The organism is Streptomyces sp. NPDC051561 (assembly GCF_044454195.1).
GTDB lineage: Bacteria > Actinomycetota > Actinomycetes > Streptomycetales > Streptomycetaceae > Streptomyces.
Genome location: NZ_JBITDM010000021.1, coordinates 18,716 through 35,327 on the forward strand (window position 1 = coordinate 18,716; position 16,612 = coordinate 35,327).

At 73.0% G+C, this 16,612-nt stretch carries 14 protein-coding genes and 1 tRNA gene; 9 read left to right on the plus strand and 6 right to left on the minus strand.

Annotated elements, in window-relative coordinates; genetic code table 11:
• Positions 1 to 10 precede the first annotated feature (10 nt).
• Both ACIA73_RS32820 and ACIA73_RS32825 read right to left on the minus strand, forming a co-directional pair.
• On the minus strand, positions 11 to 1,420 hold the full coding sequence (locus ACIA73_RS32820) for an ATP-binding protein (RefSeq protein WP_399442533.1): 1,410 nt from the start codon (positions 1,418 to 1,420) through the stop codon (positions 11 to 13).
• Positions 1,417 to 2,115 carry a response regulator transcription factor gene (locus ACIA73_RS32825; protein WP_399442535.1) on the minus strand — a complete coding sequence of 233 codons (699 nt, stop codon included), beginning with the start codon at positions 2,113 to 2,115 and terminating at the stop codon, positions 1,417 to 1,419. The genes ACIA73_RS32820 and ACIA73_RS32825 overlap by 4 nt, the downstream gene beginning before the upstream one ends.
• A gap of 105 nt (positions 2,116 to 2,220) precedes the next feature.
• Between ACIA73_RS32825 and ACIA73_RS32830 the strand changes: the two genes are divergently transcribed.
• Positions 2,221 to 2,769 carry a hypothetical protein gene (locus ACIA73_RS32830; protein WP_399442536.1) on the plus strand — a complete coding sequence of 183 codons (549 nt, stop codon included), beginning with the start codon at positions 2,221 to 2,223 and terminating at the stop codon, positions 2,767 to 2,769.
• Positions 2,770 to 2,858: 89 nt separating this feature from the next.
• Here the strand turns inward: ACIA73_RS32830 and ACIA73_RS32835 are convergent, their stop codons facing one another.
• Together ACIA73_RS32835 and ACIA73_RS32840 are read right to left on the minus strand one after the other, a co-directional pair.
• On the minus strand, positions 2,859 to 3,734 hold the full coding sequence (locus tag ACIA73_RS32835) for a spermidine synthase (RefSeq protein ID WP_399442537.1): 876 nt from the start codon (positions 3,732 to 3,734) through the stop codon (positions 2,859 to 2,861).
• 165 nt (positions 3,735 to 3,899) lie between these two features.
• A complete protein-coding gene (locus ACIA73_RS32840; RefSeq protein ID WP_399442647.1) occupies positions 3,900 to 4,580 on the minus strand; it encodes a hypothetical protein in 681 nt (226 codons plus the stop codon).
• A gap of 259 nt (positions 4,581 to 4,839) precedes the next feature.
• Between ACIA73_RS32840 and ACIA73_RS32845 the strand changes: the two genes are divergently transcribed.
• Positions 4,840 to 6,315, plus strand: coding sequence for a tetratricopeptide repeat protein (locus ACIA73_RS32845; RefSeq protein ID WP_399442538.1), 1,476 nt, complete (start codon positions 4,840 to 4,842; stop codon positions 6,313 to 6,315).
• A gap of 74 nt (positions 6,316 to 6,389) precedes the next feature.
• Here ACIA73_RS32845 and ACIA73_RS32850 read toward each other — a convergent pair whose 3' ends face one another.
• The gene (locus tag ACIA73_RS32850; RefSeq protein WP_399442539.1) at positions 6,390 to 6,992 is read right to left on the minus strand and encodes a histidine phosphatase family protein; all 603 of its coding nucleotides are present in this window, start codon (positions 6,990 to 6,992) and stop codon (positions 6,390 to 6,392) included.
• Between the two features lie 159 nt (positions 6,993 to 7,151).
• Here ACIA73_RS32850 and ACIA73_RS32855 point away from each other — a divergent pair, with 159 nt between their 5' ends.
• The 6 genes from ACIA73_RS32855 (at position 7,152) to ACIA73_RS32880 (ending at position 12,792) form a co-directional block, all read left to right on the plus strand.
• On the plus strand, positions 7,152 to 8,303 hold the full coding sequence (locus tag ACIA73_RS32855) for a hypothetical protein (protein WP_399442540.1): 1,152 nt from the start codon (positions 7,152 to 7,154) through the stop codon (positions 8,301 to 8,303).
• Positions 8,304 to 8,507: 204 nt separating this feature from the next.
• Positions 8,508 to 10,112: a hypothetical protein gene (locus ACIA73_RS32860; protein ID WP_399442541.1), complete on the plus strand. Its 1,605-nt coding sequence runs from the start codon at positions 8,508 to 8,510 to the stop codon at positions 10,110 to 10,112.
• Positions 10,109 to 11,461, plus strand: coding sequence for an AAA domain-containing protein (locus tag ACIA73_RS32865; protein WP_399442542.1), 1,353 nt, complete (start codon positions 10,109 to 10,111; stop codon positions 11,459 to 11,461). The genes ACIA73_RS32860 and ACIA73_RS32865 overlap by 4 nt, the downstream gene beginning before the upstream one ends.
• A gap of 114 nt (positions 11,462 to 11,575) precedes the next feature.
• Complete coding sequence (locus ACIA73_RS32870) at positions 11,576 to 11,917, plus strand: hypothetical protein (RefSeq protein ID WP_399442543.1); 342 nt, start codon at positions 11,576 to 11,578, stop codon at positions 11,915 to 11,917.
• A gap of 226 nt (positions 11,918 to 12,143) precedes the next feature.
• The gene (locus ACIA73_RS32875; RefSeq protein ID WP_399442544.1) at positions 12,144 to 12,728 is read left to right on the plus strand and encodes a bifunctional DNA primase/polymerase; all 585 of its coding nucleotides are present in this window, start codon (positions 12,144 to 12,146) and stop codon (positions 12,726 to 12,728) included.
• Positions 12,719 to 12,792, plus strand: a tRNA-Lys gene (locus ACIA73_RS32880). Before ACIA73_RS32875 ends, ACIA73_RS32880 begins: the two co-directional genes overlap by 10 nt.
• A gap of 66 nt (positions 12,793 to 12,858) precedes the next feature.
• Here ACIA73_RS32880 and ACIA73_RS32885 read toward each other — a convergent pair.
• Entirely contained in the window at positions 12,859 to 14,082 is a 1,224-nt protein-coding gene (locus tag ACIA73_RS32885) for a M6 family metalloprotease domain-containing protein (protein ID WP_399442648.1), read from the minus strand.
• 657 nt (positions 14,083 to 14,739) lie between these two features.
• Here ACIA73_RS32885 and ACIA73_RS32890 point away from each other — a divergent pair.
• Positions 14,740 to 16,500, plus strand: coding sequence for a putative bifunctional diguanylate cyclase/phosphodiesterase (locus tag ACIA73_RS32890; protein WP_399442649.1), 1,761 nt, complete (start codon positions 14,740 to 14,742; stop codon positions 16,498 to 16,500).
• The last annotated feature ends 112 nt before the right edge of the window (positions 16,501 to 16,612 follow it).

Sequence of the window (16,612 nt, forward strand, 5' to 3'; positions counted from 1 at the left end):
GGGGGCCGTCTCAGGACGCGCCCGCGACCTTCCGGGCCGAGGGCCTCCGGCGGCGGACCACGCGGTGGCCCCGTCGTTCGCCCGTGCGGCCGCCGTGCAGCGCCAGCCAGACCCGGACCTCCGTGCCGCCGAGGACCGAGCGGCCGAGGCGGACGTCACCGCCGGTGGACTCGGCGACGCGGCGGACGATGTCGAGGCCCAGGCCGGTGGAGCCGGCCCGCTCGCCGCTGTTGCCGCGGGCGAGGGCGGCCTCGGGGTCGGGTATGCCGGGGCCCGCGTCGGAGACCAGGACGATCACGGCGTCCTCGCCGTTGTGGACGTCGAGGGAGAACGGGGTGCCCTCGGGGGTGTGCCGGAAGATGTTGCCGAGCAGCGCGTCCAGGGCGGCGGCCAGATCGGGGCGGGCGACCGGGATGCGGACCGGGCGATCCACCCCCGCGAGACGGACCTCGCGGCCCTCGTCCTCGGCGAGGGCGGACCAGAACGCCATCCGGTCGCGGATGACCTCGGAGGCGTCGCAGCCACCGGCCGGGGAGGTCGCGGGCTGGGTCTGCGGGCGCTGTTCGCGGGCGGTACGGATGATGATGTCGACCTCGCGCTCCAGCTGCTCGACGGCGGCGCGGGTCTGATCGGCGGCGGGGCCCTCGCCGAGGGAGGCCGCGTTGAGGCGCAGCACGGTGAGCGGGGTGCGCAGCCGGTGGGACAGGTCGGCGGCCAGTTCGCGTTCGTTGGCCAGGAGCTGGACGACCTGGTCCGCCATCGAGTTGAACGCGACGGCGGCGGACTTGAGTTCGGTGGGGCCGTCCTCGGGGACGCGGGCGCCGAGCCTGCCCTCGCCCAGGTCCTGGGCCGCGCCCGCCAGCCGCTGGGCGGGCTGGACCATCCGTACACCGAGACGGTCGGCGACCGCCACCGAACCGACGATCAGCGCCAGACCGACGCCCGCCAGGACCAGCCAGGCGGTGCCGACCCCGTTGCTGACGCTCTCCTCGGGGACGAAGACCTCGACGACCGCGATGCTGCCGCTGGCGAGGGCCGTCGGCTGGAGCAGGACGGAACCGCCGGGGGCCTGCGCGGTGTACGCGCGGCCGATCCGCCGGGTGGCCGCCACGTCCGCGACCGAGGCACGGCGGGTGCCGACCTCCTGCGCCTGCACGCCCCTGTCGGTCTCGCGCACGGCGGGCAGATGGATCGCCATCCAGCCCTTGCCGCCCGGCTCGGTGATCGCGATCGCCCGTTCCAGCTCCTCGCGGTCGGTGGTGATGGAGAGGGTCGGGCCGATGGACGCCGCCTGCCGTTCCGCGCCGGAGAACGCGCGGTCCTCCGCCATCTCCTTGATGACCAGCCCGAGCGGCACCGCGAAGGCCACCACGACCATCGCCGTGACGGCCAGGCACACCTTGACCAGCGCCCACCTCACCCGAGGGCACCCGGTGGTTCGAGCTTCACTCCGACCCCCCGAAGGGTGTGCAGATAGCGGGGGTTGGCGGCGTTTTCACCCAACTTGCGACGGAGCCACGACAAATGCACATCAATAGTCTGGTCGTCGCCATAGCTCTGCTGCCAGACCTCTGCGAGAAGTTCCTTGCGCGGTACGACCACCCCGGGCCGACCCGCAAGGAAAGTGAGCAGGTCGAACTCCCGCCTGGTCAGATCCAGTCGGATGCCGTCGAGTTCGGCCTGCCGGCGCAGCGGGTCGATGGCCAGCCCGCCCACCCGGATCTCCCGCGGCGGCGGCTCGGCGCCCGCGGAGGCCCGCGAGCGGCGCAGTACGGCCGCCATCCGCGCGGACAGGTGCTCCACCGAGAAAGGTTTCGTCAGATAGTCGTCGGCGCCGTCGTTCAACAGCCGTACGATCTCCGCCTCGTCGTCCCGCGCGGTGGCGATGATCACCGGTACGTCGGTGATTCCGCGCAGCATCTTCAGCGCCTCGGACCCGTCGAGGTCCGGCAGACCGAGGTCCAGGATCACCACGTCGAAGCGGAAATGGGCGACCTCGCGCAGCGCCTCCAGGGCCGTTCCGACGCTCCGCACGGTGTGCGAGGCCTCGGTCAGGTGCCGGATGAGGGCGGAGCGCACGAACTGGTCGTCCTCGACCACGAGCACACTTGCCATGGAACGGCACCGTACGCCATTCGGCCCCCCGGCATCCCCGGGGGCGGCGCCTCCCCTCTCCTCCCCGTGGGACAGCGGTGGTGCGCGTGGGGCAGGATGGCGTGAATGCGACGAGGACTCATACATTCCGGTGCCTGGCTGCTCGCCACCGGCGCAGCGGTCACCCTGTCGTGGTGGGGCGTGCACACGGTGATGGCCGGGACCGCGTACGACCCGCCGCGCGCCCTGCCGATCCCTTCCGGCCGCTCGCTGCCCGCCATGGGGAGCGGCGACGGTACGGCTCAGTCGGCGAGCCCGCAGTCCTCCTCCACCCACCGCCCCTCGCGGACCCCGACCGCGGAGAAGCCGTCCCCTTCGAAGACGCCGGCCGGCCGCACCCCACCGCGGTCCCCCTCCCGCACCCCCGCCCTGCCCGCCTCACCCAAGCCGTCCGGCCAGGTCAAGGTGGTCAACACGGAGGCGGGCCGGGTGGTCTTCTCCATGGGCAAGGACTCGGCCAAGCTGGTGTACGCGATTCCGGCCGCCGGGTGGGCGATGCAGGTGTGGAACAACCCGTCGTGGATCCGGGTGGAGTTCACCGCGGGCGCGGCGAAGCTGTCGGTGTTCTGCACCTGGCACGACCATCCGCCGGCGGTCGAGATCATCAAGTCCTGAGGCGATGTGCGTCGCTTGGACGCGTGCGCACACGCGCGAACAACCCTCTTACGGATTACGTCACTTGACGCCAGTCACGTGCCGCTGCGTCACTTGAATACGGACGACGGCGGCATCGGCGAGGGCCGGGCGCGCGCGTCCGTCACGGCCGTCGCTCCCCCGGTGAAGTCGGCCAGGTCCCGCCCGTGCTCGACCCGCCCGGGGTGCGGGTCGGTAGCCACCCGCCGGGTCCACTCGGCGAGCGGCAGGGTCAGTTCGGAGCCGAGGAGTACGGCGTTCCCGAACCGCTTGCCACGCAGTACGGCGGGGTCGGCGGCCAGTGCCAGCTGCGGGAACACGACCGCGGCGGTGGCGATCTGGCCGCGCAGATGCGCCAGCGGGGGGCCGTCGGCGAGATTCGCGGCGTAGTGCCCCTGCGGCTTCAGCACCCGCCGTACGTCGGCGAGGAACTCGGCGCTGGTGAGATGGGCCGGGGTGCGGGCCCCGCTGAACACATCCGCGATGATCAGGTCCGCCCAGCCGTCGGGCAGCTTCGCCAGCCCCTCGCGGGCGTCCGCGCCGCGCACCCTGATCCGGGCATTCGGGTCCAACGGCAGCTCACGGCGCACCAGTTGGGCGAGCGGCCCGTCGATCTCCACGACCTGCTGGGCGGAGCGGGGGCGGGTCGCGGCGACGTATCGCGCCATGGTGAAGGCGCCACCGCCGAGGTGCAGCACCTGAAGCGGCTGCTTGGGCGGGGCGATCAGGTCGACGATGTGACCGAGGCGGCGCTGGTACGCGAAGTCGAGATGGGCGGGGTCGTCGAGGTCGACGTGCGACTGGGGCGCCCCGTCCAGCAGCAGCGTCCAGCCCCGGGGGCGGTCCCGGTCGGGTATCAGCTCGGCGAGACCGCCGTCGACCTTCTCGACGACCGCCTCGGGGGAGGATGCGCGGTCACGCCGCCTGCTGGTGCTCTTCTTCGCCACTTGGCCAGTATCGGGGCGAGGGGCGGAGGTGGCCTGGTGGGGGTCCCACTCCTGGTGGGCCCCCTGGTGGCCCGGCGTGCGCGGGGGCGCCGTCGTCGCCGTGCCACCCCCGGCCCGCTGGGCGCCGGGCCGGCGCCCCCCGCCGGCCGCTGTCGGGCGCCCCCGTCAGCGGCAGCGGTCCGCCGCCTCGATCAGCCTGGCCGCCTCGCCCAGCGCCCGGCGCAGCACCATGGGGTCGGTGACGTGATCCGTGTCCGTGGGGGGCAGCAGCCAGCCCGTGCCGTTGACCGGAGGCTCGGGAACCGGAGGAGCGGACTCCGGGGCGCCTGCGGGCCTGCCCGCCGCGACCGGCGTGGGGCCGCCCGCGTCCCCCGGACCGCCCGGCCCCGGGTTCCCGAAGGAGACGCCCCGTCCCAGTGTCTGCGTACACGCGCTCCCCGGCAGGTCCCAGCAGTCCGCCGTGCCCGGCGGTACCAGGAAGCCGAGCGTGTCGCACGGTCCGTCGTGCAGGACCGGTCCGACTGTGGGCCCGGCCGCCAACGTCTCCGCCCCCGCCGCGCCGGACCACATCGAGGTGGCCGCCGCGCGCTGCAGGATGTCGACCGCCTCCAGTCCCTGCCGGGCCGGCACCGTGACCAGGTCCAGCGGTTCGGCGGGGCCCGGCGCCCGGCCATGGTCGGGGGCGGGGCTGAAGTCGTGGGTGGGCCTGTGCTGGGCGGTCGAGGTGCGGGGGGCGGCGGTCGCGCGGGGCGCCGGGCCCGTCGAGGTGGGTGGTGCGGAGTCGCGCGGAACACATGTCGCCGCGGGCTGCGGGCTGGCTTCCACGATCTCCGTGCCGGCCTCCAACAAGGGAATCCTCCTCGTTCGGGAGGGAGCCGCACCCCCTCCGTCCCCTGTCAACGCGGCGACGGCGTCAACGGCTACGGCAACGCGTCGCCGCAAAGGATGGCAGTTCATGGCAGATCACGGATGAGATATCCGGTTTGTAGGCAAACTCCGCGTGTTCAACCCGTCACAGCCGGTACGTTCGTGCCCCGTCCGGGGTCAGAGCCTGCTTCGTCACGCATCCGCCCCGGCAGCACCATCCGCCAGAGAGGGCCAGGCCATGGCGTCGTCACCCACGAATCTTCGGCCGACCGAACCGAACCTCGCCTTCCGGGCTCTGCGGGGACACCGCTCGCCGGGGGAGTTCGCCGCCGCGGTGCGCAGGGCCGCCCGCGAGATCAATGAGCAAGTGGCCTGCGACGCCCGGTACATCGGGCGGGTGGAGGCCGGCGAGATCCGCTGCCCCAACTACGCGTACGAGCGGGTCTTCCTGCACATGTTCCCCGGCCTGACGCTGACGGAACTCGGGTTCACCGCCAGGGAGGCGGTACGGGGACGGAGGGCGCGCAAAAGCGTCCAGGCGCCCGTACCGCACCCCGGTACACCAAGCCCCGGTACGCCGCGGTTCGGTGCACCGCCCGGTGACGCGCCCGGCCGAACCACCATGTCCCATATCGACGAGGAGAGCGACGTGCTGCGTCGCGCATTCATGACGAGCGGCTCCGCCACCGTGGCGAGTGCCGCCACGCTCGGCTCAATGGGCCCCGCCCGGGCGGGTACGCCCGGACATCCGAGGCACCAGGATCATTCGATCACCATGCCGGGGCCGGGACCGGCCCCCTCATGGCGACGGGGCGGCGAGAGCGAGGCCTTCGCGGTGGAGGGGGCGGTGCGGCAGATCCGGCTGCTCGACGACCGGCACGGCGCCGACGCGCTCTACCGGCACGCCAACAAGCCCCTCCAGGCGGCGTACGCCCTGCTCGACGCGGGGACGGTGCGCCGCACGGTCTCCGACAAACTGCACTCCGGCGCGGGTGAACTGGCGCTGTCGGTGGGGTGGCTGGCGCACGACTCGGGGCGGTTCGACGAGGCGCGCTCGCACTACGCGGAGGCGCTGGCCACCGCACGGGTGGCCGGGGACGGCGGACTTGAGGCGCACGCCTTCTGCAACATGGCGTTCCTGGCCAGGGACGCGGGCCGGCCGCGCGAGGCGCTGCGGTCGGCGCAGGCCGGGCTGCGGGTGGCGCGCGGGCTCGGCTCGATGCGGCTGATGTCCCTGCTGACGCTGCGCGAGGCGGGGGGCTGGGCCGCGCTCGGCGACCGTACGGCCTGCGTCGAGGCGCTGGTGCGGGCCAAGTCGCTGTTCCAGTGCGGGGCTTGTGACGACGACCCCGAGTGGATGTCCTTCTTCGGGCCCGCCGAACTGGCCGGTCTGGAGGCGCAGTGCTGGTCGGCCCTGGGCAACTGGCGGCGGGCCGCCCGGTACGCGCACCGGGCGGCCGAACTCCAGGACCCGCACTTCGCCCGCAACCTGGCGCTCTACAACGCCGAACTCGCCGACGACCTCGCCCGCTCCGGCGTCCCCGACGAGGCGGCGGCAGTCGGCCAGCGGGTCCTGGACCTGCTCGAACAGGTCCAGTCCTCCCGGGTGCACACCATGCTCGCCGGGACGATCCGCACCCTGCTGCCGCACCGGCGCTCACCGGAGATCGGGGCGTTCCTGTCCCGGCACGCGAATGTGGTGCGGCGGGGCTGAGGGCCTGCCTTCCGGGGGACGCGATTCCCGGGCGGGGACGGGGATCCTGGATCTCGTGCGGGCCCCTGGCGGTCTCAGGCCTGGGCGTCGAGGTGGCCGGTGTCGTTCCAGCGCTCGACGGCCGGTTCGCCGTACGCCCAGCCGAGGACCGAGAGCGAGGTCGGCTCCAGGCGGATGTGCGCGCCGAAGCCGATGCCGAGGCCCAGCCAGCGGGCGCCGATGGAGCGCAGCACATGGCCGTGCGCGAAAACCAGGACGTCGCGGTCGGCGGAGCGGGCCCACTCGATGACCCCGTCCACGCGGGCGGTGACATCGGCGAGGGTCTCGCCGTCCGGGGCGCCGTCCCGCCAGATCATCCAGCCCGGCTGCTGCGCGTGGATCCGGTCCGGAGTGAGGCCCTCGTAGGCGCCGTAGTCCCACTCCATCAGGGCGTCCCAGTTCTGCGCGCGGTCGCCGAACCCGGCGATGTCGCAGGTCTCGCGGGCGCGGACCAGGGGGCTGGAGCGGACCTCGACGCCGGGGAGGCCGTTCCAGGGGGCGCGGTGCAGGCGTTCGCCGAGGAGCCCCGCGCCGCGGCGGCCCTCTTCGAGCAGCGGGATGTCCGTCCGTCCGGTGTGCTTTCCGGACAGCGACCACTCCGTCTGACCGTGCCGGGCCAGCAGGATGCGGGGTGCCATGGCGTTCTCTCCCTGGGCGCTGAGCGATATGGGGTGCGAAAAGATGAATCGATATGAGGTGAAGCATCCGGTTTGAGGTCCGGCGCTTCCCATCATCGCCCACGGGCGGAAACTGCGGATGCGGGGGTGTTGTCAGTGGCGGATGCGAGACTTCCGAGGGTGAACGCATCCCTGGGCAGCGGACCCGAACCCACACCTCCGCACGCACAAGGTCAGCACCTGGGCGAAAGGGCTGTTCCGGTCCGGCAGCGGCTGGCCGAACTGCGCGGTCCGACCGTCGCCCCGCACCCGCTGGACGCCCGCGCGCTGGCCGCGCTGGCGGCCAATCCGGGGTGTGAGCGGCGGGCTCTGCTGGACGGGGCGGGGGTGAACAAGGCGGTCCTTGCGCAGGCGCTGGGCTCGCCCGCGCCCTTCGGGCAGTCCCAGTTCGCGTTCATGCGCGGCAACGCGTTCGAGGCGCGGGTGAAGTCGGACGGGGGTACGGAACTGCTGCGGCTGCTCGGTGTCGAGGACCCGGCCGGGGCGCTGACCCCGGACGTCTCGGCGGCGGGCCCCGAGGGACGTACGGCGCGGACCGCGCTCGCACTGCGGGAGGCGACGGCGGCGAAGGCGTGGACGCTGCTGGACCACCCGATGCTGGCGCTGGAGGTGGCGGGTACGCCGGTGTATCTGGAGCCGGACGCGGTGGTGGTCCATCCGGACGGGCACTGGACGGTGGTGGAGATCAAGTCCTTCCCGATGCTGGACGGTTCGGCCGACCCGGCGAAGGTGGGGGCGGCGGCCCGGCAGGCGGCGGTGTACGTGCTGGCACTGGAGCGGGTGGCCGCGCAGGTGGCGGGGGCGGAGGTGGGGCACCGGGTGCTGCTGGTCTGCCCCAAGGACTTCTCGAACCTGCCGACCGGGTCCGCGGTGGACGTACGCAAGCAACTGTCTGTGACACGGAGGCAGTTGGGCCGGATGCGGAGGGTGGAGGAGCTGGCCGCGGCACTGCCGCCCGGGACCACCTTCGATCCGGCGTGCGGGCCGGAGGAACTGACGGAGGCGGTCTCCGCGGTGGACGCGGCGTATGCGCCGGAGTGCCTGGCGGCTTGCGAGTTGGCGTTCCACTGCCGTGAGCAGGCGCGGGACGCGGGGGCGGTGGAGTCGCTGGGGCGGAGTGTGCGGGGCGAGTTGGGGGGGCTGACGACGGTCGAGGCGGTGCTGGACGCGGCCCAGGGGCGCGCGGGGGATCCGTCGGATCCGACGGTGGCGGCGTTGCGGCGGGCGGCGGGGCTTCGGGCGGAGGTGCTGGGGCCGGCGGGGCGGTCCTAGGAGGGCGGGGTTACGGGGGCGGGGCGGGAACGAGGGGGCGGCGTCCGCCGGGGCCGCCCCGCGCCCACCCGTCCCGCCCCTTGAGGGCGGCACCAGCGCCCACAGGGCCACGTGGGGCTGTGTCCGGCACCAGTGCGACAGGGCTCCCGGTAACAACTCCACCCCACCTCACCCTCGGTAAGAGGAAGGACCCGGATCCACTTCATGTCCCTCATCAACACGCTTGCGCGGCTCGAAGCCACTCGTAGTGGGCGCGCGCAGGTGCTTGCGACTGTCCGGCATCGGCATCTGTCCGAGCGGCCGATGGTGGTCGTGCCGCTGACCACGGCGGGCGAGGCCGGGGCGCCGCTCGGGGCGCTGGTCGGGACCGACCGGGACAAGCCCCGGCTGCTCGCCGTCGCCCAGCCCCGCGATCGCGACCTCCGCTTCGCGTTCCTCGCCGAGCTGGCCGAGGCCGTCCTGCCGTACGTCGACTCCTATGCGGACCACGTCGAGCCCGCCGAGCGCAACGAGACCGACCCGGAGACCGGCAAGCGCGTCAAGGTGGAGGTCGAACTCTGTCTGGACGCACCCCAGTTGATCGTCCCGAGCCGGGCCGGTATCGACTACCTCCGCCTCCTCGGCCGCTCCACCCGCTTCCGCCGCACCGCCGAACAGGACCCCGACACCCCCTACCCGGCCCCTCCCCACATCCCCCTCCTCGGCCGCTGGCTCACCCACTACGGCGAGCGCGCCCGCGTCCCCGGCGCCTCCCTCCTCCTCGCCGCCACCGACCTCCTCGCCCGGCACTGGGCGACCGGCCAGAGCAGCCTGGAGGACCTGCACCTGGGCGCGCTGCTGGCCTGGGTCGACCCGCCGGAGGGCGAGAGCGGCACGGACGCCGCCCGCCGCGCCGAGACCGGCAGGGACGAGCACGGGCAGCTCCTGTGCCCGCCGGCCGGACCCGCCACCGACCCCGCCTTCGACAACCACCTCCTCGCCCCGGCCATCGACGCCTACGACCTGGCCCGCAAGAACCTCGCCGCCGCCGAGGACGGCGAGTCCGCCGATCTACGCCTGGGTCAGCTCACCGCCGCCGAACGCCACATCCGCGACCTCCTCGCCGCCCAGCTCCTCCCCACCTGGCACGCCACCTGGCGCTCCCTCGACCTGCTGCGCACCCTCCCCGAGGGCCCCCGCGCCACCGCCCGCTGGGACCGCGACCGCTGGTCGTTCACCGGGCACCGCGACCGGGTCCGTGCGGGCGAGCCCCCGCAGCCCGCGATCGACAACGCCGTCGGCGCCGCCCAGAAGCTCGCCGCCCGGGAGACCGAACAGGGTCGGCTGGAGGCCCAGGAGGCACTCGACGATCCGCTCGTCATGGCCTCCCGGCGACTGGCCGGAGAGGCCTTCACCAGCGAGGTCATCGACGTCGAGATGACCTGGACCGAGACCAGGCGCCCCAGCCCCCGTCCCCTCGTCACCGTCACCACCGACGATTCTCCGCAGCTCGCCGACGAGGGCGTGAAGGTGTTCCGGGCGACGGACGACGGCAAGTCGCAGCACGCCGAGTTCGTGACCCGGACGCCCGGCGGCGCCCTGGTGCTGCGCGTCCTCAACGGGATGGGCCGCTCCAAGGACCCCGCCCCCGGCACCGTCCCCGAGCGCGGCGACCGCATCTGCTGGACCCTCTTCGAGCACGACCAGCGCGGTGGCCCCCAGCTCCCCGACCCACAGGACACCCCGTGGACCCACGGCGGGCCGCCGGACGCCGAAGCCGCCGCCCGGCCCCTCCCCGTATCCGCGGAGCACCCCGAGGACATCCTGTGAACCGCCCCTCCCCGTACTCCGGCCCCGACTTCGACCCCGGCGCCGAGGCCGCCCGGGCGACCGCCGCGATCCTGCACGACACCCTGCACGGCACCCACCGGGGTGTGGTCGTGGACTCCCCGCCCGGAGCCGGCAAGTCCACCCTGGTGGTCCGTGCCGCCCTCGAACTGGCAGCCGCCGGGCGCCCGTTGATGGTCGTCGCGCAGACCAACGCGCAGGTCGACGACCTGGTCCTGCGCCTCGCCGAGAAGCAGCCGGACCTCCCCGTGGGCCGCCTGCACAGCTCGGACTCCGACCCGTACGACAAGGCGCTCGACGACCTGACCCAGGTGAAGAAGTCCGCGAAGGCGGCCGATCTCGCGGGACTCGACATCGTGCTGTCGACGGCGGCGAAGTGGGCCCATGTCAAGGGTGTCGAGCCGTGGCGGCACGCGATCGTGGACGAGGCGTACCAGATGCGCTCGGACGCGCTCCTCGCCGTGGCGAGCCTCTTCGAGCGGGCGCTGTTCGTCGGCGACCCCGGCCAGCTCGACCCGTTCTCCGTCGTCGGCGCCGACCAGTGGGCCGGGCTGGCCTACGACCCGTCCGCGAGCGCGGTCTCCACCCTCCTCGCCCACAATCCGGAGCTGCCGCAGCACCGGCTGCCGGTGTCCTGGCGGCTGCCGGCCTCGGCGGCGCCGCTGGTGTCGGACGCGTTCTACCCGTACACGCCGTTCCGCAGCGGCACCGGTCCCGGGGACCGGCGGCTGACCTTCGGTGTTCCGTCGGACGGGTCGGCGGTGGACCGGGTGGCCGACGAGGCCGCGCACTCCGGGTGGGGTCTGCTCGAACTGCCCGCCCGGCACACCCCCCGCACCGACCCGGAGGCCGTCGGGGCGCTGGCTCTGGTCGTACGACGTCTGCTCGACCGGGGCGGGGCCGCGGTGAGCGAACGCTCCGCCGACCCCACGCCCCTCACCGCGGACCGCATCGCGGTCGGCACCGCCCACCGCGACCAGGCGGCGGCGGTACGGGCCGCGCTGGCCGCACTCGGCGTCACCGGCGTCGCGGTGGACACCGCCAACCGCCTCCAGGGCCGCGAGTTCGACGTCACCGTCGTTCTCCACCCACTGTCGGGCCGCCCCGACGCGACGGCGTTCCACCTGGAGACCGGGCGGCTGTGCGTCCTCGCCTCGCGTCACCGTCACGCGTGCATCGTGGTGTGCCGGGAGGGCGTCGGGGAGCTCCTCGACGAGCATCCGTCGACGGAGCCGGTGCAGTTGGGTGTGACGGTGAAGTTCCCTGACGGATGGGAGGCGAACCACTCCGTGCTGGAGCACCTTTCGGAGCATCGGGTGCGGTACCGGTAGCCGGCGGCACGGCGCGGGGTGCGTTCCGCACCCGTCAATGCCCACTTGCGCCGACCCGGACAATGGAGGGTGGCCATTCGCCCCCAGGGTGGCCGAGAGAGGGAGGAACGACACATGGCGGAGACCGAGCGGCCCGAGCGGCGGCTGCGACCCGTGCCGCTGCTCTTCGAACCCGAGGAGGCGGCCGCCGATCCCGAGCACTTCTTCGATCTGGAGTCGATCGAGGACCCGAGGGAGCTGCTGTCCCGGGCCACCGAGCTGACGCTGGCGTTCCGGGCGGCCACCGACCGGGCGGTCGAGTTCCAGGCGATCGCGGCGGCGCAGCTCGCGGATCCCAAGCGGTTCGACCGGCTGACACCCGCGGACATCGCCGAGCGTGCGGCCTGGACCGAGGACTACGCGATGAAGATGGTCGACTTCGGACGCGATCTGCTGCGCTGCCAGCCGCCGAAGTAGGGCGGGGAGGAAGTTCCCGGGAAGAGCACCCGGGGAGGGGCTTGAGGAGGGGCTCCGGGGAGGGGCTTCGAGAGGGGGCTCCGGGCAGGGGCCGCGAGGGCAAGCGCCACCGGAGAAAAGCGGCTGGCATATGCGCGAGCGGCAAGATACTCCCCCGCACCCCGCCTTGTCCCGGTTTCCGGCAACTCACAGAAACGGAACCCTTACCCCCCGTAGACCTGGGTGTATGACCACTCACGCCCCCACACCCGCGGCCCCCCGGTACAGCCACTCGCAGAGCAGCCCGCTCGACCACGTCACCTCCCCCGGTGCCGCCTGGCTCGTCTCCGCGTCCTCGTATCCGCGTTCCACCCTGTCGGCCTGGGAGGCGCGCCCCACCGCGCCTGCCGTGCTGCCCTGCGGGACCGTCTTCGACGTGGTCAACGTGCCCGCGGTCTTCGGGCGCCGGATGCTCGACGCGCTGTGGGCGGAGGGGCCGGGATCGGGGCCGGTGGCCGTGCAGCAGGGGCGGATGCTGCTGTTCGCCTCCCCCGGCACCGCCCAGCGGCTGCCGGCCCTGCTGGAGTGGGAGCCCCGTGCCGACGACGTACCGCCGTTCCTGTGTCACGGGACGGGCGACGCGGTGACCGTGCCGGCGCTGGCGCCCGGGGCGGGCAAGGGACCGCGCTGGGTGGTGGCGCCGGATGTGCGCCATCCCTGGCTGCCGGGGGCGGAAGTGCTGTTCTGGGCGTGCGTGCGGGCGTCGCGGTTATCGATTTTTCCTCCCGCCGATCAGGGTGCTAATGTCTACGACGTCAGCAGGCGCCGCTAGCTCAGTTGGTTAGAGCAGCTGACTCTTAATCAGCGGGTCCGGGGTTCGAGTCCCTGGCGGCGCACAGACGGAAAAAGCCCCCGAGCTTCGGCTCGGGGGCTTTTTCGTGTGTCTGTACCCACACCGGGTGCTACGTCGCCGGGGGTGGCGAGCCCGTCGTGACCTGCACCACCCATCCCCCCGAGCCGGTCCGGTCGGCGACCTTCACCCGGGTGTTCTGGTCGGTGACCGTGTACGTCTCGCCGACGCCGAGCGGGGCGTCCGCCAGCGGCGGGTAGACCGAGCGGTCCCAGCAGGCCTCGGTGCGCGGGTGGGTGTCGACGACCTCGATGGGGCCGCCGCCGGAGGCCGTGCCGTTGCGCACCCGGTAGATCAGTACGCCCTGGACGCACGCGCCACGGTCGTTGCCCGAGACGCCGCGGGCCTCGATGGCGAGCGCGGTGTTCTCTCCCGTGCGCACGACGGCGAGGCGGGTGCCGCCGCGCTGGCCGTCGCGCGGGGCGGGCGCGGTGAGCGGGTCCATGGTGAGGCGGGTGGTGGTGCCCCAGGGGACGCAGGCGACCTGGTCGCGGGCCAGCCAGCCGAGCTTCCACTTGTGCCAGCCGAACGGTTCGGGGGCGAGCCCGAACTGGCTGCCCATGACGTCCCAGTCCCCCACATGGGTGTCCCAGTCGCCCTTGCCGTCGGTGGGGCGGTGGTAGAGGTCGGGGAGGTCGAAGACGTGGCCGGTCTCGTGGGCGAGGACGTTGCGGTCCGGCGGGTGCTTCTCGAAGACGGTGACGATGCGGCGGATGTCGGTGTTGTCGGCGCGCAGCGGGGTGTCGAAGTTGACCACCTTGGTGGCGTCGGAGTCCACGCCCGGGGCGTCCGGGTCGGCGACCAGATAGACGATGTCGTACTTCGAGAAGTCGACCTGTCCGTCGGCGGCGGCCACCGCGTCGCGGAGGTAGGCGCTGCGCCGCTCGGCACTCCAGTCGCGCTGTATCGCGTACGTCGTGGAGTCGGCCGGCATCCGGATCCAGTTCTTCAGGGCGTGCGGCCGCAGGCTGAACTTGCCGTAACTGGCGCGCTGGAAGAATTGCTCGGTGGCCGGGAAGTGGTCGGCGGCCAGCTCCTGGGGGGTGGTCAGGGGCTCGGAGTCCGGGAAGGACAGGAAGACCATGACGGCACTGAGGCTCTTCACCGGCTGCGGATAGCTGTCGTTCCAGGTGTCGACGCCGAGGGAGTGGTGGGCGGAGGTACGGGGCAGGGCGCACTGCCCGACCGGCTGGTCGGCGGCGACGGCCGGCCCCGCGACCAGTCCGGTGGCGGCGAGCGCGGCGAGCGAGGTGAAGAACGCCGCCGTACTGCGCAGCCGGACCCTGGAACCTCCGAGCCCACTGCCGCCGAACGCGCCCCCGCCGGGCGTCGACCCTCTGTTCGTTCCTGGCTTCGGTGGCTCTCCCGGCGTCAACTGACCCTGCACTTGGACCTCCGGCTCCTCCCGGTCGTCCGGGCGCGGAATTCGCAACACCTCACCCACGTTGGTGGGTTTTCGGTGGATACGCCCTGTTCCAGTGCGCCACTCGGGTGCCCGGGGCAACCTGCGGCGACACCCCGGTGGATCACAGAAAGTCACAAACGGTCAGGAGGGTGGCAGGTCAAGGCACACCCGCGCAGAAACGATCGACCAGAGAGGGGCGCGCACCCGGCGGCCCCGAACCGGAGCGGGATTCGGCGGTGACGGAGCTGGATCGGCCGTTGCGGCAGCCTCTATGATCGGCACACTTTCCCGCGTGGAATCCGCCCCAGGGCAGCGGATTCGACCTCGCTTCCGCTCGGTTCCCCGTTGATTCGTCCGACCGGCCGACGTTCGGCCACGACCTTCCCCACCGACCCGCAGGACCGCCAACATCAGGACCCCGACATCACCCGACGACACCTGTACGACTCAATCGCCCGGGAGCACACGGTGAGCGGAATCCCCGAAGAGTCCGGTTCAGGCTCAGACCTCGTCCCGCCCGTCCCGCACATCCCGCCCTTCGTCACACAGCGTCACGCCGAGGTCGTACGGGACGACGCGGACGCACGCGACTACCGGGCCGCCTTCCGGGCGGCCCAGCTGGCAATGGCCCTGGTCACCCCGGGTGGGACGGTGATCGCCGCCAATCGCGCACTGGGTGCGCTGCTCGGCGCCGATCCGGCCGAGCTGCCCGGTACCGAGGCGGCGGAGCTGGTGGATCTGGCGGCCGACGCACGCACCTGGCACGCGTACCGCGAGGTGCTCGACGGGCGGCGGACCCGGTTCCGCTGCACCCGGCGGCTCAAGCACCGCGACGGTCACGTGCTCTGGGTGGAGGCCGGCCTGGCCCCCGTACCGGACAGCGAGAACGTCCTTCTCTCCCTGTCCGACATCAGCGACTGGCGCGAGCTCCAGGCCCGGCTGCGGCATCTCCAGATGCACGACCCGGTGACCCGGCTGCCCAACCGGGCGCTGTTCTTCGAGCGGCTCTCCGCGGCGCTGGAGTCCTCGTCGTACGAACGCGGCGGGACCGGCCGGATCGGGCTCTGCTATCTCGACCTGGACGGGTTCAAGGCGGTCAATGACACGCTCGGACACCGGGTCGGCGACCGGCTGCTCACGGCGGTGGCGACGCGGCTGACCCGGTGTGCGGACGAGGCGGGGCGCGGCCCGGGCGGCGGGCATCTGGTGGCGCGGCTCGGCGGTGACGAGTTCGCGCTGCTGGTGGAGGACTCGACCGGCACCGAGCAGCTCACCGATCTCGCGCAGACCGTGCTGACGTCACTCCAGCAGCCGTTCGACCTGGCGGGGCAGCGGCTGTCCGTCTCCGCCTCGATCGGGGTTCTGGAGCGGCCCGCGGCGGGTGCGACGGCGACCGGGCTGATGCAGGCCGCGGACACCACGCTGTACTGGGCGAAGGCGGACGGCAAGGGCCGCTGGACGCTCTTCGACCCCGAGCGCAACGCCCACCGGATGACCCGGCAGGCCCTCTCCTCCACCCTGCGGCCCGCCCTGGAGCGCGGAGAGTTCGTGCTGGAGTACCAGCCGCTGGTGGATCTGGAGGGCGGGCTGGTGCAGGGGGTGGAGGCGCTGGTGCGGTGGCGTCATCCGCAGTTCGGGACGCTGGCGCCGAATCGGTTCATCTCCATCGCCGAGGAGGACGGCTCGATCGTCCAGCTCGGCCGGTGGGTGCTGCGGACTGCCTGCCGGCAGGCGCGGCAGTGGCAGCAGGATCACCCGGGCACCGCGCCGCTCTTCGTGTCGGTGAATGTGGCGGTGCGCCAGGTCTGGGACTCCGACCTGGTGGGCGACGTGGCGGAGATCCTCGAAGAGACCGGGCTGGCACCGGAATTGCTCCAGCTCGAACTGACCGAGTCGGCGGTGATGGGATCGGCCGGACGGCCCTTGCAGGCCCTCCAGGCGCTCAGCGACATGGGCGTCCACATCGCCATCGACGACTTCGGCACCGGCTACTCGAACCTGGCATATCTGAGCCGCCTGCCGGTGTCCGTCCTCAAACTGGACGGCGCTTTCGTACGGGGCTTCCAGGACGAGGCACACCCCAACCCGGCCGACGAGACGATCGTCGAGGCGCTGGTGCAGCTCGCCCACCGGCTGGGGCTCACGGTCACCGCGGAGTGCGTGGAGACGGCGGGGCAGGCGGCGCGGCTGCGGCGGATCGGGTGCGACACCGGACAGGGGTGGCTGTACGCGCGGCCGCAGGCGCCGGACCGGATCGCGGCGATGCTGGCGGAACGGGCGGCGGGGTAGGTGGGGGGCGCCGCAGGACGACGCCCCCCGCCCCGTACCGCGAAACCCCCCTGCCTCGGAGCCCTCCGAACCCCGCGCCACGGAGAGTCCCGCGCCTCGGAGCGCCCGCGCC

Coding starts and splice junctions, on each gene's coding strand:
- ACIA73_RS32825 (WP_399442535.1), bottom strand. CDS start 2,115: ATGGCAAGTGTGCTCGTGGTCGAGGACGACCAGTTCGTGCGCTCCGCC.
- ACIA73_RS32830 (WP_399442536.1), top strand. CDS start 2,221: ATGCGACGAGGACTCATACATTCCGGTGCCTGGCTGCTCGCCACCGGC.
- ACIA73_RS32845 (WP_399442538.1), top strand. CDS start 4,840: ATGGCGTCGTCACCCACGAATCTTCGGCCGACCGAACCGAACCTCGCC.
- ACIA73_RS32850 (WP_399442539.1), bottom strand. CDS start 6,992: ATGGCACCCCGCATCCTGCTGGCCCGGCACGGTCAGACGGAGTGGTCG.
- ACIA73_RS32860 (WP_399442541.1), top strand. CDS start 8,508: ATGTCCCTCATCAACACGCTTGCGCGGCTCGAAGCCACTCGTAGTGGG.
- ACIA73_RS32870 (WP_399442543.1), top strand. CDS start 11,576: ATGGCGGAGACCGAGCGGCCCGAGCGGCGGCTGCGACCCGTGCCGCTG.
- ACIA73_RS32875 (WP_399442544.1), top strand. CDS start 12,144: ATGACCACTCACGCCCCCACACCCGCGGCCCCCCGGTACAGCCACTCG.